The 25513-nt window shown below is 66.5% G+C and carries 23 protein-coding genes; 7 read left to right on the top strand and 16 right to left on the bottom strand.

The window, feature by feature from the left end:
• Positions 1-39: 39 nt before the first annotated feature.
• Together ACQR1L_RS15270 and ACQR1L_RS15265 are read right to left on the bottom strand one after the other, a co-directional pair.
• Entirely contained in the window at positions 40-855 is an 816-nt protein-coding gene (locus ACQR1L_RS15270) for an isocitrate lyase/PEP mutase family protein (protein ID WP_434858739.1), read from the bottom strand.
• Between the two features lie 46 nt (positions 856-901).
• Positions 902-1216, bottom strand: coding sequence for an NIPSNAP family protein (locus ACQR1L_RS15265; protein WP_434858738.1), 315 nt, complete (start codon positions 1214-1216; stop codon positions 902-904).
• 99 nt (positions 1217-1315) lie between these two features.
• Between ACQR1L_RS15265 and ACQR1L_RS15260 the strand changes: the two genes are divergently transcribed.
• Positions 1316-1990, top strand: a complete 675-nt coding sequence (locus ACQR1L_RS15260; protein WP_434858737.1) for an ArsR/SmtB family transcription factor — start codon at positions 1316-1318, stop codon at positions 1988-1990.
• A 111-nt stretch (positions 1991-2101) separates the two neighbouring features.
• The gene (locus tag ACQR1L_RS15255; protein WP_434858736.1) at positions 2102-3106 is read left to right on the top strand and encodes an alpha/beta fold hydrolase; all 1005 of its coding nucleotides are present in this window, start codon (positions 2102-2104) and stop codon (positions 3104-3106) included.
• A gap of 61 nt (positions 3107-3167) precedes the next feature.
• Here ACQR1L_RS15255 and ACQR1L_RS15250 read toward each other — a convergent pair whose 3' ends face one another.
• The 7 genes from ACQR1L_RS15250 to ACQR1L_RS15220 form a co-directional block, all read right to left on the bottom strand.
• Positions 3168-3422, bottom strand: a complete 255-nt coding sequence (locus tag ACQR1L_RS15250; protein WP_434858735.1) for a GCG_CRPN prefix-to-repeats domain-containing protein — start codon at positions 3420-3422, stop codon at positions 3168-3170.
• Positions 3423-3541: 119 nt separating this feature from the next.
• Positions 3542-3856 (bottom strand): hypothetical protein, encoded by a 315-nt coding sequence (locus tag ACQR1L_RS15245; RefSeq protein WP_434858734.1) that lies wholly within the window; start codon positions 3854-3856, stop codon positions 3542-3544.
• A gap of 56 nt (positions 3857-3912) precedes the next feature.
• Positions 3913-4632, bottom strand: a complete 720-nt coding sequence (locus ACQR1L_RS15240; RefSeq protein WP_434858733.1) for an alpha/beta hydrolase — start codon at positions 4630-4632, stop codon at positions 3913-3915.
• A gap of 176 nt (positions 4633-4808) precedes the next feature.
• Entirely contained in the window at positions 4809-5261 is a 453-nt protein-coding gene (locus ACQR1L_RS15235; protein WP_434858732.1) for a hypothetical protein, read from the bottom strand.
• 232 nt (positions 5262-5493) lie between these two features.
• Complete coding sequence (locus ACQR1L_RS15230) at positions 5494-7026, bottom strand: acyl-CoA carboxylase subunit beta (protein ID WP_006613293.1); 1533 nt, start codon at positions 7024-7026, stop codon at positions 5494-5496.
• A gap of 238 nt (positions 7027-7264) precedes the next feature.
• On the bottom strand, positions 7265-10408 hold the full coding sequence (locus ACQR1L_RS15225) for a multidrug efflux RND transporter permease subunit (protein WP_434858731.1): 3144 nt from the start codon (positions 10406-10408) through the stop codon (positions 7265-7267).
• Positions 10409-10438: 30 nt separating this feature from the next.
• Positions 10439-11620, bottom strand: coding sequence for an efflux RND transporter periplasmic adaptor subunit (locus tag ACQR1L_RS15220; protein ID WP_434858730.1), 1182 nt, complete (start codon positions 11618-11620; stop codon positions 10439-10441).
• A gap of 1241 nt (positions 11621-12861) precedes the next feature.
• On the opposite strand from ACQR1L_RS15220, the gene ACQR1L_RS15215 reads away from it, so the two are divergent.
• Positions 12862-14463 (top strand): alkaline phosphatase D family protein, encoded by a 1602-nt coding sequence (locus ACQR1L_RS15215; protein ID WP_434858729.1) that lies wholly within the window; start codon positions 12862-12864, stop codon positions 14461-14463.
• A gap of 58 nt (positions 14464-14521) precedes the next feature.
• Here the strand turns inward: ACQR1L_RS15215 and ACQR1L_RS15210 are convergent, their stop codons facing one another.
• On the bottom strand, positions 14522-15238 hold the full coding sequence (locus ACQR1L_RS15210) for a hypothetical protein (protein ID WP_434858728.1): 717 nt from the start codon (positions 15236-15238) through the stop codon (positions 14522-14524).
• A gap of 299 nt (positions 15239-15537) precedes the next feature.
• Here ACQR1L_RS15210 and ACQR1L_RS15205 point away from each other — a divergent pair, with 299 nt between their 5' ends.
• Positions 15538-16614 carry a dienelactone hydrolase family protein gene (locus tag ACQR1L_RS15205; RefSeq protein ID WP_434858727.1) on the top strand — a complete coding sequence of 359 codons (1077 nt, stop codon included), beginning with the start codon at positions 15538-15540 and terminating at the stop codon, positions 16612-16614.
• A gap of 100 nt (positions 16615-16714) precedes the next feature.
• Entirely contained in the window at positions 16715-17200 is a 486-nt protein-coding gene (locus tag ACQR1L_RS15200) for a hypothetical protein (RefSeq protein ID WP_434858726.1), read from the top strand.
• Here the strand turns inward: ACQR1L_RS15200 and ACQR1L_RS15195 are convergent.
• The 5 genes from ACQR1L_RS15195 to ACQR1L_RS15175 all read right to left on the bottom strand — a co-directional run bounded on the left by ACQR1L_RS15195 (position 17189) and on the right by ACQR1L_RS15175 (position 22275).
• Positions 17189-18490 (bottom strand): sulfotransferase family 2 domain-containing protein, encoded by a 1302-nt coding sequence (locus ACQR1L_RS15195; RefSeq protein WP_434858725.1) that lies wholly within the window; start codon positions 18488-18490, stop codon positions 17189-17191. The genes ACQR1L_RS15200 and ACQR1L_RS15195 overlap by 12 nt on opposite strands.
• A 144-nt stretch (positions 18491-18634) precedes the next feature.
• A complete protein-coding gene (gene blaOXA, locus ACQR1L_RS15190) occupies positions 18635-19453 on the bottom strand; it encodes an OXA-1091 family oxacillin-hydrolyzing class D beta-lactamase (RefSeq protein WP_434858724.1) in 819 nt (272 codons plus the stop codon).
• 82 nt (positions 19454-19535) lie between these two features.
• A complete protein-coding gene (locus ACQR1L_RS15185; protein ID WP_434858723.1) occupies positions 19536-19820 on the bottom strand; it encodes an EscU/YscU/HrcU family type III secretion system export apparatus switch protein in 285 nt (94 codons plus the stop codon).
• Positions 19817-21430, bottom strand: coding sequence for a flagellar hook-length control protein FliK (locus ACQR1L_RS15180; RefSeq protein ID WP_434858722.1), 1614 nt, complete (start codon positions 21428-21430; stop codon positions 19817-19819). The genes ACQR1L_RS15185 and ACQR1L_RS15180 overlap by 4 nt, the downstream gene beginning before the upstream one ends.
• 62 nt (positions 21431-21492) lie before the next feature.
• Complete coding sequence (locus tag ACQR1L_RS15175; protein ID WP_434858721.1) at positions 21493-22275, bottom strand: ATP12 family chaperone protein; 783 nt, start codon at positions 22273-22275, stop codon at positions 21493-21495.
• Between the two features lie 90 nt (positions 22276-22365).
• Here ACQR1L_RS15175 and ACQR1L_RS15170 point away from each other — a divergent pair, with 90 nt between their 5' ends.
• Positions 22366-22806, top strand: a complete 441-nt coding sequence (locus tag ACQR1L_RS15170) for a hypothetical protein (RefSeq protein WP_434858720.1) — start codon at positions 22366-22368, stop codon at positions 22804-22806.
• Between the two features lie 148 nt (positions 22807-22954).
• Here the strand turns inward: ACQR1L_RS15170 and ACQR1L_RS15165 are convergent, their stop codons facing one another.
• Positions 22955-24361: an RluA family pseudouridine synthase gene (locus ACQR1L_RS15165; protein ID WP_434858719.1), complete on the bottom strand. Its 1407-nt coding sequence runs from the start codon at positions 24359-24361 to the stop codon at positions 22955-22957.
• A gap of 106 nt (positions 24362-24467) precedes the next feature.
• On the opposite strand from ACQR1L_RS15165, the gene ACQR1L_RS15160 reads away from it, so the two are divergent.
• The gene (locus ACQR1L_RS15160; protein ID WP_434858718.1) at positions 24468-25418 is read left to right on the top strand and encodes an alpha/beta hydrolase; all 951 of its coding nucleotides are present in this window, start codon (positions 24468-24470) and stop codon (positions 25416-25418) included.
• Positions 25419-25513: the final 95 nt, after the last annotated feature.

The raw sequence follows: 25513 nt of genomic DNA, 5'->3' as shown, positions 1-25513 counted from the left end.
GCGGCCCGGGCCGCGGCTTCTCTCATGTGCAGCCTGGTCTCAACCGAAGATCTTGTTCAAGTCGCCCCCGGGATAGCCGTTGGCCAATTCGGTGAAGGTGCCCTGCTCGGCCATCTCCTTGGCTGCGCGCATGAAGCCGGCCCAGGCCATCCGCGCCAGTGAACCACCGACGCTGATACGGCGCACGCCGAGGTCGGCGGCCTGACTCAGCGAGAGACCGGACGCCCCGATCAGCAGGTTGACCGGCTTCGGCGCGACCGCTTTGACGACGGCGGCAATCTCCTCGACTGTCTTGATCCCCGGTGCATAGAGACAATCCGCGCCAGCCTCGGCGTACGCCGAGAGTCGATCGATGACGAGGCCGAGGTCGGGCTTGCCCCAGAGAAACGCCTCGCAGCGGCCGGTCAGCAGCACGTCGCCGCCGTTGGCATCGATGGCTCCTCGCGCGGCGCGGATGCGCGCCACCGCCAACTCGCGATCATACAGCGGATGGTCCTTGTCGCCCGTGGAATCCTCGATCGATAGACCAGCGACGCCGGTCGCGACCGCGCGCGCGACATTGGCCGCCACACCCTCCGGCGCCTCGGCGAAGCCACCCTCGAAATCGGCATTGACGGGAATGTCGACCGCCGCCGACAGCGCGGCGAGATGCGCCAGCATCTCGTCCAACGCCGTGTGGGTGTCGGCCTTGCCGATCGACCAGGCGAAGCCGGCGCTGCTCGAGGCGATCGCCTTGAAGCCGAGATGCTGCAGCATCTTCGCGGTGCCGACGTCGAACGGATTCGGCAGCACGAAGCAGCCGGACTCATGAAGCCTGCGAAAGGCGGCGCGCTTGTCTGCCGTGGTGACCGTCATGTCATCCCTCCCAACTCTTTTTGGTTGCACCAGCATAATACCGCTCTCATCGCACGGCTACGACATTGCGCAGAAATGTTCGTTCTTCGCCCAGAATGAGCTTGTGCTCCTCCGCGAGTGCGAAATTCGCCCGGCCCTCCGCATCATTGCGCAAGGTCGCGCGATAGCGCTCGTAAGCGGCCAGACTGTCGAAGGAAATCAGGCCATAGGCGACGTCGTTAGTCCCCTCATGCGGCATGAAATAGCCGATCAGATCGCCGCCGCAGCGCGGAATGATCGAGAGCCAGCGTTGCGCATAGTGCTCGAACACGTCGCGCTTGAACGGATCGATGCGATAGCGGATGAAGACGGTGATCGTCATGACAACCTCGAGTATGTTTGACACAACCGACACTATCCGCTTGCCCGGCGGCAATGCTTCGCCTAGCATCGAAGTATGAAATCAGGCCCTGATATCGCGATGGTTGCAGCGTTGGTCGGAGACCCCGCCCGCGCGAACATGCTGACCGCCCTGCTCTCGGGCCGCGCGCTGACCGCCACCGAGCTCGCGCAGGAGGCGGGCGTGACGCCGCAGACCGCGAGCTCGCATCTCGCCAAGCTCGAGGGCGGCGGGCTGGTCGAGCCGGAGAAGCAGGGCCGCCATCGCTACTACCGGCTCGCCGATCCCGATGTCGCCGACGTCCTGGAAAAGCTCGCCGGGCTTGCGGCCCGTGCCGGTCACATGCGCGTGCGCACCGGGCCAAAAGAGCCGGAGCTGCGCCGCGCACGCATCTGCTACGACCATCTGGCCGGCGACCTCGGCGTGCAGATGCTCGACAGCATGGTGCGGCAGCGGCTGGTGCGCCGGCGCAAGCAGGAGATCGTGCTGACCGAGGACGGCGAGCAGTTCCTGGCGCGGCATCTGCGGATCTCGCCGGAGATGCTGGCGCACCCGCGCCGCCCCGTGTGCAAGGCTTGTCTCGACTGGAGCGCGCGGCGTCACCATCTGGCCGGAACGCTCGGCGCAGCCTTGATGAAGCGTTTCACCGAATTGAAATGGGCCGCGCGCGATACGACGCCGGGTAGCAGGGTCGTCAACTTCAGCCGTGCCGGCGAAAGGCATTTCGCGGCGCTGTTCGGGCCGGCTGACGGCTGAGCATCACGCGCTGTTTATCGCTTGCGAGCGGAGCGTGCTTGCGTCCCGAGCGAACGCGGGTCACCGCAGGACGGTTGACGACGATGTCGTCGTGTCCGTCCTGGAGTTTCAATGTCTCGCTTCGCCGTCGCACTTTTCGCCGCCCTGCTCGCAGTCGCGCCCACCATGGCCCCGGCTGCCGATACTGCGCGCGAACCCTATGGCGTCAATCTCGAAGGCTTCCCCTATCCCTACCCGGTCAGCCTGCTGCCCCTGGTGAACGACGGCGAGCAACTGCGCATGGCCTATATGGACGTGGCGCCGGCGCAGCCGAACGGCCGGACCGTTCTGCTGCTGCATGGCCGCAACTTCCCCTCGAGCTACTGGGCACCGGTCATCAAGACGCTGACCGGCGCCGGCTTCCGCGTCGTGGTGCCGGATCAGGTCGGCTTCGGCAAATCGTCCAAGCCCACGGGCGAGCTGCATTTCGATACGCTGGCGCGCAACACCATCGCGCTGCTCGATCACCTCGGGATTGGCAAGGCCGAGGTCGTTGCGCATTCGATGGGCGGCATGCTCGCGGTGCGCATCGCCCGCGCCTATCCCGACCGCGTCACGCATCTCGTGCTGACCGCGCCGATCGGCCTGGAGGATTATCGCATGTACGTTCCGCCGATCGCCTCCGAGACCATCATGGCGAACGAGGATCGCCTCACCGCCGAGGGTTACCGCAAGCAGCTCGAAACCAACTACGCACTCAAGCTGCCGACCGATCAGGTCACGCCGTTCATCGACGCACGGTTCAATCTGAAGGACAGCGCGGATTATTCTCGCTGGCTGAAGAGCTTCGTCAGCTCCTATCAGATGATCTATCGTGAGCCGGTCGTGCACGAAATTCCGCTGCTCACACAGCCGACGCTGTTCATCATGGGCGCCGATGATCACAACGCGCCGGGACGGCCGAATGCGCCGGAGGCCCTGCGCGCCAAGATGGGACAGAATGCGGAACTTGCCAAAACCCTCGCAAGTCAGATGCGCGACGCCCGGGCCGAGGTGATCGCAAATGCCGGCCACCTCGTGTTTCTGGATGCGCCCGCAAAGTACGACGCGTTGCTGCTGGAGTTTCTCGGCAAATAGCCCAGGCGATCACACGCGGAAGGGACACCGGCGAGGCCGCGTCCCTGCCGCGGCGCCGGGCTCACCAGTTGCGGAAGCAGCGCTTGCCATAAGGGCCGGTGTGCCAGCCCGGGGGACAATTGTAGAGCGGCCGGCATGCGCCGCGTGGTCCGCGGTGGAAACCGGGCCCGCACCCCTGCGCCACCTGGATGATCTCCACGCCGGACGGGCCCTGCAGCAAGGCTGGCGACACCGGCGCGAGCGGGACTGCCTGAGCAGCCGACACACCGAACAGGCCAAGCCCGATCACGATCGCGGAAGCGGCTAGAATCTTCATCGCACCATTCCCTCCCTCAAGACGCCGCGATGCGGCGTTCCCTGGAGTAGTCTCAGGGCGAGCTGAAACGTTCAGGCATCGCCAGGAATGATGCCGGTGCAAGGGCCGCCGACTGCGGCTCAGGCCCCGACAATTTGCGCCAGCACGAAACTCTCGCGCGTGCGCGTGACGTCGGGCCAGTCGCGATTGAAGTCGGCGATCAGCCGCTTCATCTCGCCGCCGCCCACCGCCCGCTCCATCGAGACGGCGTCGTCGAACTGATACATCGCCTGATGCACGGCGGGATCCGTGAGGCTCCAGACGCGCCACGCCTTGCTGACTCCAAAGCTCTTGATCGCGTCGGGCAGATGGACGTCGCGATACCAGCGGTCAAATGCGTCGCGCCTAGCCGGATCGGGCACGGTGGCGCGGACGACGAAGATGGCTGCGGGCATGGGTTCCTCCGGGTTGTTATTGGTCTTGGCGCCACAGCCTACCAGCGATCAAAGGCTCAGCGAAATCCTGCGGCCAGCGACACCACCTGTCCATCGAGCCCGTTGAAGCCGTGATGTCCACGGGCCTGGCACGGATCGCCCTCTTCCGCGCCGCCCGACAGCCATTTGACGCGGGCGCGGCCGCCGGACCATTTGATGAAGGGCTCGACGCCGGCCGGCAGCGTGACCTTGCAGGCATCATTGGTGTGATGGATGACGAGCGTGCGCGGCAGCGCCGCGGGCGAGCCCAGGATCGACATCACGTTCGACGAACTGCCCGAGTCCTGGCTGAGCAATCCGGAGGTCAGCACCAGCGCATCCGGCCGCGCACCACGCGCGATCCCCTCGGCGGCGCGCAAGGTGCCGCGGCTGGTGCCGATCACCGTCACCGGGCGCTTGATCGCGGCCATATAGTCGACGGCCGCCTTGAGGTCGGTATTGGCGTCGGCGATCATCACCGCGAGCCCGCGGGCCGCATAGGCGTTGCGCGTTCGCACCAACTGATTGCCGAGAAGGCCGTGGATGTCGCCGTGGTCGCCGACATTGATGGCGCCGTCGCCGCCGGGCAGCAGGATCACGCTGGCGCGCACCGCCTTGGGCCGGATCAGCGCGACACGCGAGCCGCCGAAAGTCACAGTTTCGTCGGCACGGGCCGCTTCAGCCGCTGTAACCAAGAGCACCAGCGCCAGACAGCTCCGCACGATCACGCGACACGACCTGGTCGTCAGTCCGATCATCGCAGCCTCCCCCGCGCCGACTCAGGCGGGCGGAAGACTAGCAGAAAGACAACGAGGCCCGGAGTGCCTAGGAGTCCGGGCCTCGTCACCTCGCGACCTCGCGCGAGCGAAGCCGGTCGGTGTTTGGTGATATCTAGGCCGCGCTCACGCGGACCGCATTGAGCTGGCTCAAGCCGTCAATAGCAGCGCGTAATCGTGACGCTGTGATCGCCGCCGCGGCGTCCCGGCACCGTCACCGTCTGCATCGGACAGCTCGACACATAGGGCCGGTCGGACGGCACGACGTTCGGCGGATAGCGGTGCGCCCAGTCCCACGGCACGTCGTAGGTATAGGTGTAACGCACGTCCGCCGAGGTGCGCTCGGGGATCTGCTGGATCACCGGCTCGCCGGTACCGCCATACGCAAACGCGCCGGTCGCCGGCAAATAGGGCCGATAGAAGCGGTGGTGCGGACGGACGATGGTCACCGGCGGCGCGACGTGGCCAGCTGCAGCGGGCGCAGCGGCGACCGGCGCCGCCACCGCAGCGCCTGAGCCGGCCGAGGCGGCCTGCGACGACAGCATCAGCGCGGCGGCCCCTGCGCAGGCAACCCAAACCCGATAAGAAAACGCCGATGTTCTATCAGCCATGATACGCGACCTCTACCCTACGCACTCGCCTGCCTTGACCATCAAAGCTAGGCCAGCGGCCCAGTTCCCGCAAACCCATCGTTAAAGGTTAGTTAAGCCGGATGCTTAACGCCAGGGTCCGCGGAAGTGCCAGATTGCCGCGCCGAGCACAGCAGCGGGAAAGCTGCCGCGCCCTTCGATTTCGTGAGACTTCAAAGCGGGGACCTCCTCCGCCCCCCCCTCGTTCCCCGCTTCACAGCGGCAGATTGTCGTGCTTCTTCGCCGGCATCTCCATCTTCTTGTCGCGCAGCATCGCGAGCGCGCGGGCGATGCGGCGGCGGGTGGAGTGCGGCATGATCACGTCGTCGATATAGCCGCGCTCGGCGGCGATGAACGGCGACAGGAAGCGGTCCTCATATTCCTTGGTGCGGGCGGCGATCTTTTCCGGGTCCGCCATGTCGGCCCGGAAGATGATCTCGACCGCGCCCTTGGCGCCCATCACCGCGATCTGCGCCGTCGGCCAGGCGTAGTTCATGTCGGCGCCGATCTCCTTCGAGGCCATGACGTCGAAGGCGCCGCCGTAGGCCTTGCGGGTGATCACGGTGACCAGCGGCACGGTGCATTGCGAGTAGGCGAACAAGAGCTTCGCGCCGTGCTTGATCAGGCCGCCATATTCCTGCGCGGTGCCCGGCAGGAAGCCCGGCACGTCGACGAAGGTGACGATCGGGATGTTGAAGGCGTCGCAGAAGCGGACGAAGCGCGCGGCCTTGCGCGAGGCGTCCGAGTCGAGCACGCCGGCCAGCACCATCGGCTGGTTGGCGACGAAGCCGACGGTGCGGCCGGCGATGCGGCCGAAGCCGGTGACGATGTTCTTGGCAAAGAGGTCCGCGATCTCGAAGAAGTCGCCCTCGTCGACCACCTTCAGGATCAGCTCCTTCATGTCGTAGGGCTTGTTCGGATTGTCCGGGATGAGCGTGTCCAAGGACATGTCGACGCGCTCGATGTCGTCGAAGCTCGGCCATTCCGGCACGCCGTCGGAGTTGTTGGACGGCAGGAAGTCGATCAGACGGCGCATCTGCAACAGCGTCTCGACATCGTTGTCGAACGCGCCGTCGGCGATCGAGGAGCGCGTCGCATGCACCGAGGCGCCGCCGAGCTCCTCGGCCGTCACCACCTCGTTGGTCACGGTCTTCACGACATCGGGGCCGGTGACGAACATGTAGCTGGTGTTCTTCACCATGAAGATGAAGTCGGTCATGGCCGGCGAATAGACGTCGCCGCCGGCGCAGGGGCCCATGATCACGGAGATCTGCGGGATCACGCCGGAGGCCAGCACGTTGCGGCGGAAGACGTAGGAATAGCCCGCGAGCGCCGCGACGCCCTCCTGGATGCGCGCGCCGCCGGCATCATAAAGCCCGATGATCGGCGCGCGCGCCTTCATCGCCATGTCCTGCAGCTTGGTGATCTTCAGCGCGTGGGTCTCGGACAGCGAGCCGCCGAACACGGTGAAATCCTTGGCGAAGACGAAGGTCTTGCGGCCGTTGACGGTGCCCCAGCCGGTGACGACGCCGTCGCCGGGGATCTTGTTCTTTTCCATCCCGAACTCGGTCGAGCGGTGCTCGACGAACATGTCGAACTCCTCGAACGAGCCCTTGTCGAGCAGCAGTTCGATGCGCTCGCGGGCCGTCAGCTTGCCGCGGGCATGCTGCGCCTCGATACGCTTCTCGCCGCCGCCGAGCTTGGCGCCTTTGCGCCGCTCCTCGAGGGTGTCCAGGATGTCCTTCATGCGCTTCCCGCCCGTTCCCGATATCGTGACCGTTGGCGGCCTTCTAACACGGCTGTTTCGGCGGCGAAAAGCGGCTTTCGGCAGGGCTGCCCCTCATCCCACAGTTCGGAATTAGAAGCAGAATCAGGGATATGGCCACCGGCCGGACGCGGGATCGCCGATCTCGGCCACCTCCGGCGCCCTCCTCTCGTGGGAACGGCCCAGATCCGCCCTGCGGACCTGGGCCGCCGCATCAGACTCAATGCGCCGCCGACGGCACCTCCTCCTTGGCTCCGGCTGGGACCGTCTCCTTGCCGCGGGTGAAGAACCGGATCACCATCACGAAGAACACCGGCACCCAGAACACGGCGAGGAAGGTCGCCGTGATCATGCCGCCGAGCACGCCGGTGCCGAGCGCCTGCTGGCTGGCGCCGCTCGCGCCGGTGGCGATCACCAGCGGCACGACGCCGAGGATGAAGGCCAGCGACGTCATGATGATCGGCCGGAAGCGGAGCTCGCAGGCGGTCACCGTCGCCTCGATCAGCGGCGTGCCGCGGGCCCGGAGGTCCTTGGCAAACTCGATGATGAGAATGGCGTTCTTGGCCGACAGGCCGATGATGGTGATGACGCCCACCGTGAAATAGACGTCGTTGGGCAGGCCGCGCAGCCAGGCGGCGGCGACCGACCCGATGAGGCCGAGCGGCACCGCGAGCATGACGGCGAACGGAATCGCCCAGCTCTCATACAGCGCGGCGAGACACAGGAACACGAACAGGATCGACAGGCCGAGCAGGAACACCGCCTGCGATCCCGCAAGCTTCTCCTGCAAGGACTGTCCGGTCCAGGCGTAGCCGAAGCCCTTCGGCAAGGTGCCCATGAGCCGCTCCATCTCGGCGATCGCGTCGCCCGAGGTGTAGCCGGGCTTCGGATTGCCGGTGATGCGGACCGACGGATAGCCGTCGAAACCGACGACCTGGGTCGGACCGACCGACCAGGCGATGCGCGCGAACGACGAGAACGGCACCATCTCGCCGGCATTGTTGCGGACGCTGTAGGTCAGCAGATGATCGGGCTTGGTGCGCTTGTCCTCGTCGGCCTGGACGACGACGCGCTGCATGCGCCCGAGATTCGGGAAGTCGTTGATGTAGTTCGAGCCGAGGCTGGTCGACAGCGCGCCGTTGATCGCGGCGAAGGTCACCCCGAGCGCGGCCGCCTTGGCGCGGTCGATCTCGAGCCGCACCAGCGGCGCCGGCGGCAGGCCTTCGACGCTGAGCTTGCCGAGCACGGGCGATTCCGCGGCGGCCTTGAACAACTGGTCCTTCGCCGCCATCAGCGCGTCATAGCCGCGCTGCGAACGGTCCTGCAGACGGAAGCTGAAGCCCGACGTGTTGCCGAGGTTGTCGATCGGCGGCGGCGCCAGCACCGAGACCTCGGCGTCCCGGATCTTGGCCAGTTCCGGATTGAGACGCGCGATCAGGGCGTCCGCGCTCTCGTTGCGGCCGCGCTCCGACCAGTCCTTCAGCGTCACGAAGGCCTGCGCCGTGTTCGAGCCCTGGCCGTAGAAGCTGAAGCCGGCGATGAAGGACACCGTGTCGATGCCGGGCGTCTCCGCGAGCTTCTTCTCCACCGTCTGCACCACATCGAGCGTGCGGTTGGTGCTGGCGTCGGCCGGCGTCAGCACGTCGACCATCACGAAGCCCTGGTCGTCGACCGGCAGGAAGCCGCCCGGCAGGCGCCACAGCGAATAGCCGAGGCCCGCGAGCAGCAGGACGTAGATGATCATGAACCGGCCGCCGCGGGCGACGACCCAGCGCGTCGCGCCGGTGTAGCGCTCCGTCACCCGGCCGAACCAGCGGTTGAACCAGCCGAAGAAGCCGCGCTTGGCATGGCCGTGGCCCTTCTCGATCGGCTTGAGCAGGGTCGCACACAGCGCCGGCGTCAAGGACAGCGCGAGGAAGGCCGAGAAGCCGATCGACACCACCATCGACGCCGAGAACTGCTGATACATGATGCCGACCGAGCCCGGGAAGAAGGCCATCGGCACGAACACCGCCATCAGCACCAGCGTGATGCCGATGACCGCACCGGTGATCTGCTCCATCGCCTTGACGGTGGCCTCGCGGGGCGACAGCCCCTCCTCCGCCATGATGCGCTCGACGTTCTCGACGACGACGATGGCGTCGTCGACCAGGATGCCGATCGCGAGCACCATGCCGAACATCGTCAGCACGTTGATGGAGAAGCCGAGGCTGAGCAGCACCGCACAGGTGCCGAGCAGCGCGATCGGCACCACGATGGTCGGAATCAGCGTGTAGCGGATGTTCTGCAGGAACAGGAACATCACCAGGAAGACGAGGATCACCGCCTCGCCCAGGGTCATCAGCACCTTCTTGACGGAGGCGGCGATGACCGGGGTGATGTCGTAGGAGACCTCGTATTTGACGCCCGGCGGGAAGAACGCGGCGAGCTCAGCCATGCGAGTCTTCACCGCCGTCGCCGTGGCGAGCGCGTTGCCGGTCGGTGCCAACTGTACCGCGACCGCGGCGGCCGGCTTGCCGTCGAGCCAGGACGAGAAGGCGTAGGTCAGGCCGCCCACCTCGATCTTGGCGACGTCGGACAGCTTGACGGCGGAGCCATTGAGATTGGCGCGCAGCACGATGTTGCCGAACTCCTCCGGCGACTCCAGCTGCCCTTTCACCAGCACGGTGTTCTGCGTGCGCTGGGCCCTGGGCGACGGCGGCACGCCGAGAATGCCGGAGGCGACCTGCGCGTTCTGCGCAGCGATCGCGGCATCGACGTCCTGCGCGGTGAGGCCCAGACCGAGCAGCTTGTCCGGATCGAGCCAGATGCGCATCGCGCGCTCGGTGGCAAACAGACGGGCGCGGCCGACGCCCGGCAGGCGCCGCAGCTCCGGCAGCACGTAGCGGGTGGCCACGTCGCCGAGACCGATTTCGTCGAGGCTGCCATCGGTGGAGGTCAGCGTGACGAACTGCAGGATGGCGCTCGAGGCCTCGAGAATGACGATGCCCTGCTTGCGCACGGCCTCAGGCAAACGCGGCTCGATGCGCTTGATACGGTTCTGCACGTCGACCGCGGCGAGCTCGATATCGGTGCCCGGCTTGAACTGGGCGATGATCTCGACTTCGCCCGTGGTGTCGCTGGTCGATTCATAGTTCAGGATGCCGGCGGCGCCGTTGAGCTCCTCCTCGATCAGGCGCGTGACGCTGTAATACAGGTTCTCGGTCGACGCGCCCGGATAAGCGGTCGAGATCGAGATCGAAGGCGGCGCGATGATCGGATATTGCGCGACCGGCAGGAACGGAATCGACAGGATGCCGCCGAGACAGATGAAGATCGCCACGACCCAGGCAAAGATCGGACGTGCGATGAAAAAGGGTGACATGTGAGATGCTCTCCGGGCCGCGGGCCACGTTTACTTCGCAGCGGACGGCTTGTCGGCGACCGACATCTTCCACGGCACCGGCGTGACCGCACTGCCGGGCCCGAACTTCTGGAAGCCGTCGACGACGATCTTCCAGCCGGGCTTGAGACCATCCTCGATCAGCATGCCGCCGTTGAGCGAACGCCCGAGCCGCACCGGCTGCAGGTTCGCGCGCCCCTCATTGTTGACGACGTAGACGGCGCTGTTGCCGGCCGTCGTCCGCTGCACGGCCTGCGACGGCACGACGATGCCCGCAGTGTCGATCGCCTCCTCGATCTGAACGCGGACATACATGCCCGGGAGCAGCTCGCCCTCCGGATTCGGAAACTCGCCGCGCAAGGTGACCTTGGCCGTGGACGGATCGACGCTGACATCGGAGAACAGCAGCCGTCCCGCATGCTTGTAGGTCGAGCCGTCGTCGAACACGAGACGGACACGCGCCGCCTCCGGCGACACGCTCTTGAGCCGGCCTTCGGCGAGATCACGCCGCAACTGATTCAGCTCGTCCACGGACTGCGTGAAGTCGGCATACACAGGATCGAGCTGCTGGATGGTCGCAAGATGCGTCGTCTCGTTCGGATTGACCAGCGCGCCTTCGGTCACCAGCGCACGTCCGATGCGGCCGGAGATCGGCGCCCGCACCGTGGCCCAGTCGAGATTGAGCTGGGCCTGCGCCACCGAGGCCTTCTGCGCGGCGACCTCGGCCTGGGCCTGACGCTCCGCCGCGACGGCCAGCTCATACTGCGCCTGCGTGGTCGCCTCGCCCTTCAAAAGGTTCTTCAGTCGATCTTCCTGCCGGTCCGCCTGATAGAGCACGGCCTCGGCCTTGGCGAGCGCGGCGCGCGCCTTCTCGAGCTCGACCTCGAACGGAGCCGGATCGATCCGGTAGAGCACGGCGCCCGCCTCGACCATCGCGCCTTGCTGAAAGCTGCGCTCGACGACGATGCCGCTGACGCGTGGACGCACCTCCGCAATCCGCATCGACGTGATCCGTCCCGGCAGGTCCTTGGTCAAGGTCACCGGCGCCGAGATGACATTGACGACGCCAACCTCCGGAGGATTACCGGTTCCCGGCGCTGAGGCGGCATTGCGGTCACTGCACGCCGCAAGCGTCAGGAGCGATGCGCCACAGACCATCGCACCGGCAGAACGGATCAACTGCTCTTTCAACATGAAGCCCATCTGATTACTTCGCGGCGCGCATCATTCCCGGGTCGATTCAGGGCCGGTCCGATCATCGAAGAATGACCGGTCGCCCTGCCCCAGGTCGTCGCTCACAAACTTGGCGCGCCGTATACCACGGTCGCGAGCTGACGAACTTTCGTGCGGCGGTTACATAGGTGACCTGTTAGCTCCCGGCCAGCTTCTTTCCTGAACAAAACGCCGCCTGCGACAACGACGCCGAGGACATCGACGGCGGCTGCGCACTTTGTCGCGGTCCTCCCATTCGACGCGGGCCACGAGATAGCGCATGAGCCCGCCACGATAAGACGACCGCATATCCGTTACGGATCAGTGACGCTGCAGACTGCGCGACATTTTTTCGCGGAGCTCGCTGCTCATCAGTCCCGCTCCGACGCGGTCGAGAGGCGCCTTGCCTCCGATTGGCCTCTGCCGGCGCGCATATTCTCAGGCTTTCGTCGAGCTGCTAACGGATCGTTCACGATGCCGTCATCTGGTGTCATCACACCGACTCCGTTGATGTCACTGCATGACATCGTCCGCTGGATGTGTATTGGCCTGGACGCGTCAAACAGCGGATATGACGAAGCGATCCCGCGGCGACTTGCGCCCGAGCTTTGCATTCGGCCAACCTCTTCTCTGGACGAAGAGGCGCAGGGAAGACCGGGTATCGACTGACACCCGCGGTCCGCGTGCAGCAGATAAGCACGCGGCAGAACCACAGGTTCAGCCCAATATCCGGCCTTCCCTGCGCGACGGTTTTGCGGGTTATAGGTGCTCTCCCCGGGGACCGGCTGTCTTGCCCCCGTCACCAGCGGATCATCACCACCGGCTTGGTCTCAGCGTCGGGAGACCAGGACCACACCACTTCGCCGTCGCCTCACTCCGTTCGTCGGCCCGACTGTGACATCAGGCTGCAGAGCGACGCGCCCATCGCATCTCCGGCTCGACGTTCGTGACGATCGCGAAACGTCCCTCTTCAGCGAGCCGGGATGCGCGAGACTGTGAGGGTGATTTGCCCGACAAGGCAAGGGATGCATGCGCGACAAACTGGCACGACGGGCGGTTTGGACATGCGCGCCATGCGGAGATTGCCCGTCGTGCAGGTGACATATCAACGGCGTCAAGACCGTTGCGATCTGCTGTCATGACTCCGTGACAGACAAGGCCCAGGAGGAGACGGCCTTGCGAAGCCTGATGCAAGGCGCGGCTCCGGCGGCTAGACTGCCGCCATGCCCAGATTCCCGATCAGCTCCGGCCTCGACCGGCGAACATTGCTCCGCATGGCATTGCAGGCCGGCCTGCTGCCGCTCGGCGCGCCGCTCACGCACATCGCGCGGGCGCAGACGCCGGCGCTGAAATCCAACCCGTTCACGCTCGGCGTTGCCTCCGGTGACCCCGCTCCCGACGGCTTCGTGATCTGGACCCGGCTCGCGCCCGAGCCGCTGCAGCCGCGCGGCGGGATGATCGCGCTGCCCCGCGAGGTGAGCTGGGAGGTCGCCAGCGATGCGGGGATGAAGGACATCGTGCAGTCCGGACTTGCGATCGCCCGCATGGAGCTCGGGCACTCCGTGCATGTCGAGGTCGCGGGCCTCGCTCCCGGGCGCGACTACTACTATCGGTTCCGCCTGCCCGAGGCGGAGAGCCCGGTCGGGCGTGCGCGGACCTTTCCCGCGGCCGGCGCCGACGTCGCGCAGATGCGCTTCGCTTCGGCAGGCTGCCAGGAATGGGATCGCGGCTACTACACGGCGTGGCGCGCGATCGCGCAGGACCAGCTCGACTTCGTCTTCCACTACGGCGACTACATCTACGAACATCCCTATGCCGCCGACCACAAGGGCGTGGCGCTGCCGCGCCCGATGCCGAAGAACTTCGCCACCTGCTACACCCTGCCTGAGTACCGGCAGCGCTATGCGCTCTACAAGACCGATCCCGACCTGCAGGCCGCGCACGCCTCGTGCCCGTTCCTGCCGAGCTTCGACGACCATGAGGTGATGAACAACTGGGCCGGCGACCGCGACAGCCGCGATACGCCGCCGGAAGTCTTCCTGTTCCGGCGCGCGGCCGCGTTCCAGGCCTGGTATGAGCACATGCCGGTGCGGCGGGCGCAGCTGCCGCGCGGGCCGGACGTTCTCGCCTATCGACGCCTCGCCTTCGGCCGGCTCGCCGAGATCGCCGTGCTCGACACGCGGCAATACCGCTCGAAGCAGCCCTGCGGCGACGGCATCAAGGACTGTGCGGAGGCCAGCGAGCCCGATCGCACCATGATGGGCGCGCAGCAGGAGCGCTGGCTGGCCGACGGCCTGCGCGGCAGCCGCGCGACCTGGCAGGTGCTGGCGCAGCAGGTGATGTTCGCCCCGTTCGATTGGCGCTCGTTCCCATGGCTGCCGTCGTCGGACGCGCCGCTGCGCAGCCTCGACAAATGGGACGGCGCCAGCGCCGCGCGCGACCGCGTGATGCAGATGCTGCGCGAGGCCGGCATTACCAACACGGTGGTGCTGACCGGTGATCTGCACAAGGGCGTCGCGCTCGAGCTCAAGCAGGACTGGCGCAACCCGGCCTCGCCCTGCGTCGGCGTGGAATTCCTGGCGACCTCGATCTCGTCCGACGGTGACGGCTTCGCGCGCTACGACAACGAGCCGACCTTGATGGCCAACAATCCGCACCTGAAGTTCTTCAGCAACCAGCGCGGCTACATCCGCCATGTCGTGACGCCCAACCGCTGGCAGGCCGACTACCGCGTCGTCGACCGCATCAGCGTCGCCGACGGCACGGTGTCGACCGCGCGGTCGTTCGTCACGCTCGCGGGCAAGCCGGGGCTGGTCGACGCGTGAGGCGCCTACCGCGGCCGCCAATTGGACGGCTGTCTTGCAGACATCAGGCGTTCAGCAGCTAGGCCGCTTCGATACGTGCCTGGTCAAGCTTGCTGCAGTAGATGGCCGACTCCATCAACAAGGTCAGCGCGATATCTGGAGACAATACGCCTCTCACATCATGAATGGGACGGCTTGCTGCCTGCGCAGCGATCGCAGACCACCACGCGATTGGGGCGATGCCGAACTCGCGACCGGCGCCAGGGATTTTTCCGGCGAAACAGACCATTGCCACCGGCCAAACCGCCTTCAATAGATCGCGTGCCGCTACGTGAGCCTGGTGCGGTGCAGGGACCGATGACCTGCCTTCATCGGGTCCACCAATCGTCGACGCCACATGTTCGAACATTGCACCCAGCTTCGGCATCTGCTCGATCTTCAGGCCTGCTCCGAGAGCGCCGCCAGCTGCCAGCGACCAGACGCAGCGATTTCCATCGGCCTGCGTTTCCGGCACGAGCATGTTGTTGAGGGAATCGCCAAACCAATATGCGTCGCCGGATTTGACGGTCAGCCGGTTGATATTGCTCCCAACAACAGGCGGGCTGGCCGCAAACAGCGTGCGCTGAGCGGCATAACCCGCGATCGCTCCGACAGCGGACATGTAGGTCTCGGCATGAATGCGTCCGTCGATCGTCAGGCACGCCGGAACATTGCGAAACAAATGGCCAAGCGCATAGTTGCAAGCCACGGCGTCGGGCGCGTTTTTCCACGGCAGCACGTTCTCAGCAGTTGTCACCGGCTCGTCCCTGCAATGCGACGGAAGCAGCAGCGGCTCGCACCACGGCGCCCCCTACGCCGCCCATCTGGGCGCTGAATAGACCGCGACTATATGACAGACTTCTAACTTCTTCGCTCGCCGCCCGGCTCCATAGGTATCCGACGCGGATTCGTGCGGCGCATCATTCCTCCTCCCTCGGCCAAATTGTCCACTGCTCATCGTGGACACAACTCTGGCACGAGTTTGACAGTTTCTCCCGCGCCCGTTCTACTCGGATCCAAAGCCGCGCCAAAAAGCGGCAGACCAGGAGCATGCCGATGGAGCGATACGGTGGTGCGGCGCGGATCGCACATGCCGCGCATGTTTGTTTTGCGCCTGTGGCGCGCTACGCTGCTCAGTGCTGGCGAAACCTGGTTACGACGGCTGCCCTGGCACTGCTCACCTTAGTCAGTGTTTCGCTCGGCACAGAGGCCCAGGGTATTTCCAAGGACCTGCCGGCGCGGATCGAGATGTATCCGATCCCTTCGCTCACTTTGTCCGACCGGCAGTTCCTTGCCGGCGACGAGGGCGGCAAGCCGGTCACCTTGGCCGGCGAGTTGCGCGTTGCGCAGGGCAGCGGCCGGATGCCGGTGGTCGTGTTGATGCACGGTTCGGGCGGCGTCGGCGGCAATATCGCAGCGTGGAGCCGGACCTTCAATGCGATGGGGATCTCGACCTTCGTGATCGACGGCTTCACCGGGCGCGGCATCACCGCGACCAGCACCAACCAGGCGCTGCTCGGCCGGCTCAATTTCATCGTGGACATCTATCATGCGCTCGATGTGCTGGCGAAGCATCCGCGCGTCGATCCCGAGCGCATCGCGCTGATGGGCTTCTCGCGCGGCGGACAGGCGGCGCTGTATGCGAGCCTGCAGCGCTTCCACAAGCGCTGGAACACTTCCGGATTGCAGTTTGCCGCCTACATCCCGTTCTATCCGGATTGCTCCACCACCTATCGCGACGACACCGAATTGGTGGCGCGGCCGATCCGGATCTTTCACGGCGGGCCTGATGACTACAACCCGGTGCGCACCTGCAAGGCTTTCGTCGAGCGGCTGAGGGCCGCCGGGCGCGACGTCGAGCTGACCGAATATCCGGACTCGCCGCATGGCTTCGATCTCGGCCTGCTCGGCGCCAACATGCTGGCGCTCGCGCCCAAGGCTCAGACCGTGCGCAACTGCCGGATCGTCGAAGGTGACGGCGGCATGCTGATGAATGCGGAGACGCAGCAGCCCTTCACCTATCAGGACGCCTGCGTCGAGCTTGATCCGCATGTCGGCGGCAATCCGGCCACAGCCGAGGCGGCGCGGCAGGCGGTGACGGACTTCCTGCGGACGCTGTTCAAGCTGTCGTGACCAGAAATAGAACGATTCCGGTCAATTTTTGAGGTGACGCATCGAACGTATCGGGTGATCAGGCGTTGTCGCTCGCTTTTCGACGATGAAACGGAGCCCGATGATGCGCGCCTCACGCCTTGCAATTCCCACTTTGCTCACCGCCCTCGCACTGGGCGGCGCAGCCCATGGCGCGCCCGCCTCGCCATTCCGCGCGCTGGAGGGCGCCTGGACCGGCGGCGGCGTGATCAACCTGTCCGGCGGCAACCAGGAGCGGCTGCGCTGCCGCGCGGCCTATGACGTCGGCGGCGCCGGCGAGCAGCTGCGGCTCAACATCCGCTGCGCCAGCGACAGCTACAACATCGACCTCTCCAGTGACGTCGCCTATCGCGGCGGCGAGATCTCCGGCCAGTGGACGGAGTCGAGCCACAACGCCTCCGGCACGATCGAGGGCCGCGCTGTCGGCAACCGCATCGAAGCCCAGGCGCGCGGCCAGACTTTTTCGGCCGGACTGGCGCTGACCACGCAAGGTCGCCGGCAGACGGTATCCATTCGGCCGGCGGGCACTGAAATCACCGGGGTCGATATCGAGATGTCACGGCGGTGATGGCCGGCCTGCAAGCCGGGCGCGCTCATCTCCATGCCAATGACCAGGCCCCCTCTGGGTCATACGGAGGCGTTGCTCGAAGAGACCGCGTGCCTTGTCGTAGAGCGCTAGATCGACGGCATTCAGGCGCCTGATGCTGTCGATGTCGTGTTGCGAAACGGTCGGGTTCGACGCGCGGAGCTCGTTGACGTTGAGGCGCTTCGCCGTCAGATCGAGCCCGATCATCTGCGACAGGATCGCGACGCCCTCATCGAACCGCTCCACGATGCCGACAAAGTCGAAGCGCGACAGATTTTGTTCGGCCTCGTGGCGCAGATCGCGGATTGCGGCCTGATTCTCCGGTCGGATGTCATGTGCGATGAACTTGGCTTGCAGGTTTTGCGTCACCATCAGGACTGACGGATCTTCGCAGGCGAGAAACTCGGACAGCGTCGTCTCCCGGGCGATCTCGACCGCCCGTCTGCTATAGTCCGACACCGGCGATGCCGATCGCAGGAAGTAATAGTTCGAAATCACCCGCTCGACGGGGTCTCTCAGGAAGGTGAAAAGAAAACGGTCGGGACGAAGCTTGGCGACATGCTGATAGCTGAAATGTCCGATCACGAGATCATTGAGCGAAATCTCCGCCGGCGACGCTTCATCGAAATTCTCGAGCGACTCGTGAAAGATCGCCGCGCCCTGCATGGCTTCGAAGAGGGCGTGCTGGAGAGAGGTGCCCGCCGTCTTGCCGATGTGCATGAAGCAGAGCTGACGTCCCGCCAGGCCCTGCGGCAGAGTCCGCTTGGGGTCTCTGGATTTTTCGAGGCTGTCCAGCACCCGCTTCCGCCGATCCTGCGCCAAGGCCAGATCAGAGCAGCGCTCTTCGTAGGCGCGACGGTAGCCGTCGTAACCTCGGCGCAGCTCGCTGGCCTCGAGGTCCAGGTTTTCGAACGCGCTCTTGTAGCCGTCACGCCCCCTGCGCAGCTCGCTCGCCTCGGCGCTCAGGTTCTCGAAGGCTGCCTTGTATCCATCGGCCGCCTGGCGTAGCTCGGTGGCCTCCACACTCAGGGCCTCGAAGGCCGCCTTGTATCCATCACGACTTTGTCGCAGCGCGCTCGCCTCGTCCTCCGCGCTTCGCTCCTGGAACTGGCCGAAATCGGCTGGCTCAGACTTTGCGGCCGAACCGGAAAGCGCCGCAATCTTCGCGCCGAGCCGCCTGGCGGCACGCCGCATCATGATTCCAAGCTTCGCAGGGTAGACAATCATCAACACAATCTCACGCAGGTCAAAAAGGTTGCTCGAGCCGGTCACGCGACGGAGGATCATGTGACCACAGGTTGCGCTGCTAGCACGGCGATACCGCTCAGGCGAGCCTGCAGATTGACGCGCGGTTGGATCGGAGTTCCCAAGGCAGCTTTGCGGACGCTTCACAACCCATCGCGTCCAGCAAGCGCCCTATAGCGCGCCGATCTGCTTCAAGCAGTCCTGCGTCAGCGTCATCCGGGCCTCGACGTGGCGCGGCTCGGGGCAATCCATGTTCATCGCGAACACGGTCGGCTGATCGCCCTTGTCGACCCAGCCGACCATCCAGCCGAGCGAGCCCTGCTCCTTGCCGAGCAATCCCGACTTGGCGTGAATGACGGCGTCGCCGACCTTGGTGACCGGGATGATGTCGCGCGTCAGATCCTGGCTGCGCTTCGACACCGGCAGCGCGCCGCGCCGGAGGCGGTCGATGAAGTCGACCTGCTCCACCGGATCGATGCGCAATGCGCCGGTGAGCCAGAACTGATCGATGCCGCCGCCGATGTCGTGATTGCCATAGTCGAGCTCCTCGACATAGGTCTGCATGCGCTCAGGCCCGATCCGGCGCGCAATCTCCTGGTAGACCGGCACCGCGGACACCGCGATCGCGCTGCGGAGCGTGTGGTCCTTGTTCCAGGCCTCGATCGGCCTGACGACGCCGTCCCACTTGAACACGTCCTTGTCGGGATCGGCCACCACGCCGGTCTCCAGTGCGATCAGCGAGTTGGCGATCTTGAAGGTCGAGGCCGGCAGCTTCGCCTCGCCGGAGCGATCCTTGTCGCTGGCGATGATCAGATACTCCTCGACCTTGTAGGCGAAGAACGTGCCCTTGGTGCCGACATCGGCGAAGCTTTGCGCGAGCGATGCGCGGATCTCGTTCCGCGGCGGCGCGACATGGGCGAAGGCACGCGCGGGCAACAGTCCGGCGCCGGCGAACAGGCCCAGGGCATGGCGGCGGCTCATCATCGGCATCGCATCATCTCTCCGTCGGGGTCAGGCTCTCCCTATCACAGAGCGAGGACGATCGAAGCGCGACGGAGATCACAATGCGGCGCTAGCGCACCGGCCGCGACAGGTTCAGCACGAACACCAGCACCTCGGCGACGGCCTTGTAGAGCTCTTCCGGAATCTCGTCGCCGAGCTCGACATTGGAGAGCGCGCCGGCGAGCACCTCGTTCTCCTCGATCGGGATGTCGTGCGCCTTGGCGACCTCGATGATCTTGGCGCCGATCGTGCCCTTGCCCTTGGCGACGACGCGGGGCGCGCCGCCCTGGCCCTTCTCGTAATGCAGGGCGACGGCGAGCTGGGTCTTGTTGGCGGCCTTCACGTCGATGCTCATAGCGCGCGATCCAGGAAATGGCCGGCCTTGGGCGGCATCACGGCCGGCGGCGCGCCGTCCTGCACCACGAGATCGCCGGGCGAGAGCTCGGCGCGGCTGAGCGCCTGGCTCAGTTCGGAGAGGCCGGCGCGCAGCCGCGCGGCGGTCGCGGGACGCTCGGCCCACATCCGCACCGAAGTGCGCTCGGCGTTGAAGGAGATCAGCGCATGCACGGGACCCGCCGGCTCGACGTCGAGCGAGAAGCGCGCACGCCAGGTGCGCTTGGCGGCATCCGGCGCCTGCGTGCCGCCGTCGCGCGAGATCTCGAACTGCGCCATCGCCGTGCCCTGCGGCGTGGCGAAGGGAATCTCGAAATTCCAGCGCGGCAGCGTGGGATCATTGCGCGGGGCCGATGCGTCCGGACGATCGGGCAGCGAGGCGACCTGCAGCAGGGTCTGGCGCGACAGCGCCTGGTCGGTCTCGTCGAGCAGGCGATGGGCGATCGCCGGCAGCGGCGAGTCCTGGTTGAGCATCGGCGTGGCGACATGCTGCGGCACAGGAGCCCCGCCGCGGAACGGCGGCGGCGGCGTGTTGGTGCGGACGACGACCTCGCCATGGGCGTTGCGGCCGGGCACGAGGCCGGCGGCGCGCGGGATCTGCTGCTGCGCCTCCTGCAGCACGGCGAGCACCGCGCCAGGGGTGAGCGACTGCGCCTTGGCGCCGGTCAGGCTCTCGAGCAGCGCCGCGCCGGACCGTCCCATGGCGGCGGCCCAGGGCTGCGGCGGCAGCTCGATCTCGATGTCCGGCACCAGCGAGGGCGCGGCGTTCTGTTGCGCGGCCGCGGCGCGCCCGGCCTCCGACAGCACGGAGGCGTAGGAGGCGCCGGACAGCGGCGTCGACGCGGTCGTGCCGGGATCGACGCTCTGCAGCACCGACGCCAGGGTCTGGCGCAGCACGATCAACGCGGCCTTCAGGTCCGACGGCGCCGATGCGATGCTGCCCTTGGCGAGCGAGGTTTCGAGGAACAGGCCGGAGTTCTGGACGGCAGCCTGGACGTCCTCGGCCGTCAGCGCCGCGGTCAGCGGCGTCTGCTGCGCCAGCACCTGGGCGACGGCGGCGCGCAAGGCGGGCGTCAGGTTCGGCGAGTCGGCCACCGCCTGGAGATCGGCGAACAACTGGCCCTGGCTGCCCTGGCGGGTCGCCGCCTCCTCGCTGGCGATCGAGACCGCGAGCCGCTCCAGCCCGGTCAAGGGGTCCGGTGGCGGGGCCAAGGTCGGCGCGAGGCGGCCGGTGACGTCGACGACGGTGGCGGCGGGAGTCGGCGTGCCGCTGGTGCCGGACGCCGTGCCCTGCCCGACGATCGCGAGCTGCAGGCCCTGCGCGGTCTGCGACACTGCGACCTGCACGGACTGGCCGGCCTGCAACGGAAGCTCGGTGGCGAGCTCCAAGGACAGGTTTCCGATCGCGACCTGGACCAGGTTCTCGGCGAGCACCTGCTGCACCCTGGCGCTGATCAGCGCACCAGCCTGCAAGGTCGTCCCGGCCGTCGCGGTAGCGGGTGCGCTGGTCGCCGCGGTTCCCACGCCGCGGACGGCGCTCACTGATGGCGGCGGGGTGACACTCTGGACCATGCGCGTACTCGGGTTACGCGCGGCAGACTAAACCTTCGCCCTAAACCCGGCGTTAACCGGCCTCAGGCCGTCGCATCGACCGCCCCGAGGATGCGGACGGCGGCGAGGTAGTCGACCTCCCGGGCGGCGCGGCGGCTCATCGCCTCCTCGTCGGCGCCCCACTGCTCGACGTTCCAGTCTTCGTCGACATTGGCGGCGGCCCAGACTTGGCCGGCATCGCGGACGCCGTGGGCGAGCGCCAGCGCCAGCAGCGCCGAGCCGGTCACGGTCGTCACGACATGCGCCGCCGCCACCGCCCAGGGTCCGGTCGGCAGCGCCGCGCGCGCGGCAGCCACGGCGGCGGCCGGCTGCGTGACATGCATGATGCCCTCGGACAGGATGAAATGCGCGCCGAGCGTATCCCGCGCCCAGTCCAGCACCGGGTCCCAATGCGCGGCCTCGCGCTCGACCAGCCCCTCGGGATGGCCGGCGCGGTAGAACAGCAGGTCAGACTGGAGGTATCTGGCCATGTCCTCGCGGACGTCGTCGACGCGGTCCACCACCGACTGCACGACGCTGTTGGCGAAGCGGGTCAGCGGCATCGTCGCGGGATCGATGGTCTCGCCTTGCGCGCCCCATTCCGCGGCCACCGCCTCGGCAAGCTGCTTGACCGGAACGACGACGACGCGGCCCGAGGGCGTACGGATCGGCCGGCCGTCGAGTGTCACGTGATGGCCGCCCTCGGTCTCGGCCGTGCCGGCCTCCTTGTAGAAGCGCTTGCGCTGCGGCGCGCGCATCGCCTGCCGCGCCGCCTCCTGCGGATCGGGCTTGCCCTGGCCGACCACCTCGTCAAACAGCTCACGCATCGGAATTCCGGCCCTCTTGCAGGGAAGATCACACCAGATCGGTTGTTTGCGCGCTAGATAAGGCCTGATCGACCGAAATGCGAGCCGCCGATGCGTCTCCTGCTCTCCGCCCTCCTCCTGCTCGGCAGCACCGTCACGGCCGCCGCCGGCTTCCGCACACCGGAATCGCTGGTGCGCAACGTCTATGCCTATTACGGCCAGGGATCGCCGGAACTCTCCAGCGGCTTGCCGCGCACGACCGAGGCGGCGGCGCAGTTCTTCGACCCGAGCCTTGCCAAGGCGTGGACCGCGCCGCGGCGCGAGCCCTACGATTTCCTGGTGCAAAGCCCGCGCTGGAAGCTCGGGCCGGTGGCGATCTCGATTTTGCGCAAACAGTTCGACAGGACCTACGTCGCGGCGAGCTTCGACAACCAGGGCCGCCGCGTCAGCCTGAACTTCATCGTGGTCAAGGGACCGGACGGCTGGGTGATCCTCGACGTCGAGACCCTGCACGATTCGCTGCGGCTTTTTTTGGAGCAGTTCAGGAAGTGAGCATCAGAGTCGCCAATCACTTCGTCATTGCGAGCGTAGCGAAGCAATCCAGGGTGGTGTGCGGGGCTCTGGATTGCTTCGCTTTGCTCGCAATGACGCGGTGAAAGCGCTCGAACTCAGTCGCAACGGAGGTGGGAGATAGACCGGCTTACTCCTCCGGTGCGTTCTCGATCGGGTCGAAACGGTCGTGCTCGAGGCCGAGCAGGTTCCAGGACTGCAGCATATGCGGCGGCAGTGGCGCGGTGGCGTCGATCACGCCGCCGCGCGGATGCGGGATGACGATGCGGCGCGCCAGGAGATGCAGCCGGTTCTGCAGCCCGCCGGGCAGCGACCAGTTCTCGATGTTGAAATATTTGGGATCGCCGACGATCGGGTGGCCGATATGGGCCATATGCGCGCGCAGCTGATGGGTTCGCCCCGTCACCGGCTTCAGCGACACCCAGGCGAGCTTGTTGGCGGAGGCCTCGACCACAGCGTAGTAGGTCACCGCGTGGCTGGCGCCCTCGTCGCCATGCGCGGCGACGCGCATGATGGTGTCGTCCTCACCCTCGTCCTTGGCGAGATAGGTCGAGATGCGGCCCTGCTTCGGCTTCGGCACGCCGGCCACCAGCGCCCAATAGACCTTGCGCGCGGAGCGATGGCGGAACGCGCCGGTCAGATGCGTCGCGGCGAAACGGGTCTTGGCGATCAGCAGACAGCCGGAGGTCTCGCGGTCAATGCGGTGCACGAGCCGCGGCTTCTGGCCCTTGGCGTCGCGCATCACCTCCAGCATCTGGTCGATGTGCCGCGTCATGCCGGAGCCGCCCTGCACCGCGAGGCCCGCGGGCTTGTTGAGGACGAGCACGTCGTCATCCTCGTACAAGGTCATCGCTTTCAGGCTGTCGAGGGTCTTCTGCTCGGCGTCCGAGAGCACGCCCGCGACCTTGGGCGCGTCGAGCTTGAGCGGCGGAATGCGGACGGTCTGGCCTTCCTCCAGGCGGTCCTTGGAGTCCGCGCGCTTGCCGTCGACGCGCAGCTCGCCTTTGCGGACGATGCGCTGGATGTGGGAGAACGACAGGCCGGGAAAGCGCGCCTCGAGGAAGCGGTCGACGCGCATGTTGTTTTCGTCGGCGGTGACGACGACGGTCTGCACCTTGGTCGGCAGCACGGCCGTTTCCGGCTCGGGCTTCTTCGGCGGCGGCGCAGCGACTGGCTTTCGCTCGGACCGCTCGGAGCCGAAGCGCGCGGGCTTGGCTGCAGCGGCACGCTTGCCGCGCGGCTCGAACGTCTCGCGCCGGTCCTCACGTTCGGCGCGAGGTGCGCGGACGCGTTCACCCTTGCCGCGCCCGAACTCGCTCCGCGGTGCGGCGTCACGTTCGCCAGCAAAGCGCTCGCGCCGCGGACGCTCGCCCTCGGTCCGTTTCACCGGCTCACGCTTCGCCGACTCGCGCTTGGCGGGCGCGCCGCTGCTGCGCGCGGCCTCGCTCTTAGGCCGCTCGGTTTTGGGCCGCTCACCGTTGCGGCGGTCGGTCGGGCGGTCGGATCGGGTCTGGGTTCGCTTGATGCGGCGGCTCATGCGAGGTGCCTATCGCAAAAGCCCCTGCCAGTCACGGCGAAATCACGGTAAATCGGCCCGGCAAGGCGTACCCTTGCGCGAATCGGACGTGATCGGAGCTGACCTGATGCTGCTGACGAGACTGGCCCTGACGATCCTGACGACCGCGCTGACACTCGGTATCGCACAGGCGCAGCAGAGCCCGATGCCCGACGACATCGCCTGGAAGCTGATCGAGATCGGCCGCGCCATCGATCCGCTGAAGACGGCTGCGATCTACGCGCCGCTGCAGACGCGGGAACCCTACGCGAGCGTCAAGGTCCAGCGCGACGTCCGCTACGGCACCGCCGAGCGCAACCTGCTCGACGTCTTTACGCCGGAGACCGCGACGGCTGCGCCGCGCCCGATCCTGATCTTCGTGCATGGCGGCGCTTTCATCGGCGGCAACAAGCGCACCACGCCGGACAGCCCGTTCTACGACAACATCATGCTGTGGGCTGTGAAGAACGGCTTCGTCGGCGTCAACATCACCTACCGGCTCGCGCCGAAATTCCCCTGGCCCGCTGGCGTCGAGGACGTCGCCACCGCGGTGCAATGGGTGGCGGCGCATGCCGCGGAGAATGGCGGCAATCCCGCGCGGATCTTTCTGATGGGCCACTCCGCCGGCGCGGTGCATGTCGCGACCTACGTGGCGCATCCCGAATTCCACAAGGTCGGCGGCGGTGGCCTGGCCGGCGCGATCATGGCCTCAGGCGTCTACGACCTCACGGCGACGCCGCTCGGCGACCAGGAGATGGCCTATTTCGGCACCGATCCCTCGCGCTTCAAGGAGCGCTCGTCGCTGCAGGGTTTGCAGGCCTCGTCGCTGCCGCTGATGATCGCCTCCGCCGAGATGGACCCGCCGCGCTTCGTCGAGCAGTTCGATCTGTTGAAGCAGGCGGCGTGCAAGCGGCCCGCGGGCTGTGCACGAAGCGTGATGCTGCCGCAGCATAGTCATATGTCAGAGGTGTACTCGATCAACACCGACGACGACCGGCTGACGCGGGAGATCGCGGAGTTCGTGCAGACGGGGAAGTAATAACGCGCTCTCTCCGCCGTCATTCCGGGGCGCGCGCCAGCGCGAGCCCGGAATCCATAGCCACGAATGTCTATGATGATGCGAGAATTTTGTGG

This window comes from Bradyrhizobium sp. HKCCYLR20261 (assembly GCF_051168435.1).
In the GTDB taxonomy this organism is placed as follows: Bacteria; Pseudomonadota; Alphaproteobacteria; order Rhizobiales; family Xanthobacteraceae; genus Bradyrhizobium.
The sequence above is the reverse complement of the archived record's forward strand: the minus strand, read 5'-3'. Positions and strand labels throughout refer to the sequence as shown.

Excerpts from the sequence above, each read along its gene's own strand:
- ACQR1L_RS15170 (WP_434858720.1), top strand. The coding sequence starts at position 22,366 with ATGCGTCTCCTGCTCTCCGCCCTCCTCCTGCTCGGCAGCACCGTCACG.
- ACQR1L_RS15165 (WP_434858719.1), bottom strand. The coding sequence starts at position 24,361 with ATGAGCCGCCGCATCAAGCGAACCCAGACCCGATCCGACCGCCCGACC.
- ACQR1L_RS15205 (WP_434858727.1), top strand. The coding sequence starts at position 15,538 with ATGGAGCGATACGGTGGTGCGGCGCGGATCGCACATGCCGCGCATGTT.
- ACQR1L_RS15175 (WP_434858721.1), bottom strand. The coding sequence starts at position 22,275 with ATGCGTGAGCTGTTTGACGAGGTGGTCGGCCAGGGCAAGCCCGATCCG.
- ACQR1L_RS15250 (WP_434858735.1), bottom strand. The coding sequence starts at position 3,422 with ATGAAGATTCTAGCCGCTTCCGCGATCGTGATCGGGCTTGGCCTGTTC.
- ACQR1L_RS15260 (WP_434858737.1), top strand. The coding sequence starts at position 1,316 with ATGGTTGCAGCGTTGGTCGGAGACCCCGCCCGCGCGAACATGCTGACC.
- ACQR1L_RS15245 (WP_434858734.1), bottom strand. The coding sequence starts at position 3,856 with ATGCCCGCAGCCATCTTCGTCGTCCGCGCCACCGTGCCCGATCCGGCT.
- ACQR1L_RS15225 (WP_434858731.1), bottom strand. The coding sequence starts at position 10,408 with ATGTCACCCTTTTTCATCGCACGTCCGATCTTTGCCTGGGTCGTGGCG.
- ACQR1L_RS15180 (WP_434858722.1), bottom strand. The coding sequence starts at position 21,430 with ATGGTCCAGAGTGTCACCCCGCCGCCATCAGTGAGCGCCGTCCGCGGC.
- ACQR1L_RS15230 (WP_006613293.1), bottom strand. The coding sequence starts at position 7,026 with ATGAAGGACATCCTGGACACCCTCGAGGAGCGGCGCAAAGGCGCCAAG.
- ACQR1L_RS15265 (WP_434858738.1), bottom strand. The coding sequence starts at position 1,216 with ATGACGATCACCGTCTTCATCCGCTATCGCATCGATCCGTTCAAGCGC.
- ACQR1L_RS15160 (WP_434858718.1), top strand. The coding sequence starts at position 24,468 with ATGCTGCTGACGAGACTGGCCCTGACGATCCTGACGACCGCGCTGACA.
- ACQR1L_RS15215 (WP_434858729.1), top strand. The coding sequence starts at position 12,862 with ATGCCCAGATTCCCGATCAGCTCCGGCCTCGACCGGCGAACATTGCTC.
- ACQR1L_RS15220 (WP_434858730.1), bottom strand. The coding sequence starts at position 11,620 with ATGTTGAAAGAGCAGTTGATCCGTTCTGCCGGTGCGATGGTCTGTGGC.
- ACQR1L_RS15235 (WP_434858732.1), bottom strand. The coding sequence starts at position 5,261 with ATGGCTGATAGAACATCGGCGTTTTCTTATCGGGTTTGGGTTGCCTGC.
- ACQR1L_RS15240 (WP_434858733.1), bottom strand. The coding sequence starts at position 4,632 with ATGATCGGACTGACGACCAGGTCGTGTCGCGTGATCGTGCGGAGCTGT.
- ACQR1L_RS15255 (WP_434858736.1), top strand. The coding sequence starts at position 2,102 with ATGTCTCGCTTCGCCGTCGCACTTTTCGCCGCCCTGCTCGCAGTCGCG.
- ACQR1L_RS15185 (WP_434858723.1), bottom strand. The coding sequence starts at position 19,820 with ATGAGCATCGACGTGAAGGCCGCCAACAAGACCCAGCTCGCCGTCGCC.
- ACQR1L_RS15270 (WP_434858739.1), bottom strand. The coding sequence starts at position 855 with ATGACGGTCACCACGGCAGACAAGCGCGCCGCCTTTCGCAGGCTTCAT.
- ACQR1L_RS15200 (WP_434858726.1), top strand. The coding sequence starts at position 16,715 with ATGATGCGCGCCTCACGCCTTGCAATTCCCACTTTGCTCACCGCCCTC.
- blaOXA (WP_434858724.1), bottom strand. The coding sequence starts at position 19,453 with ATGCCGATGATGAGCCGCCGCCATGCCCTGGGCCTGTTCGCCGGCGCC.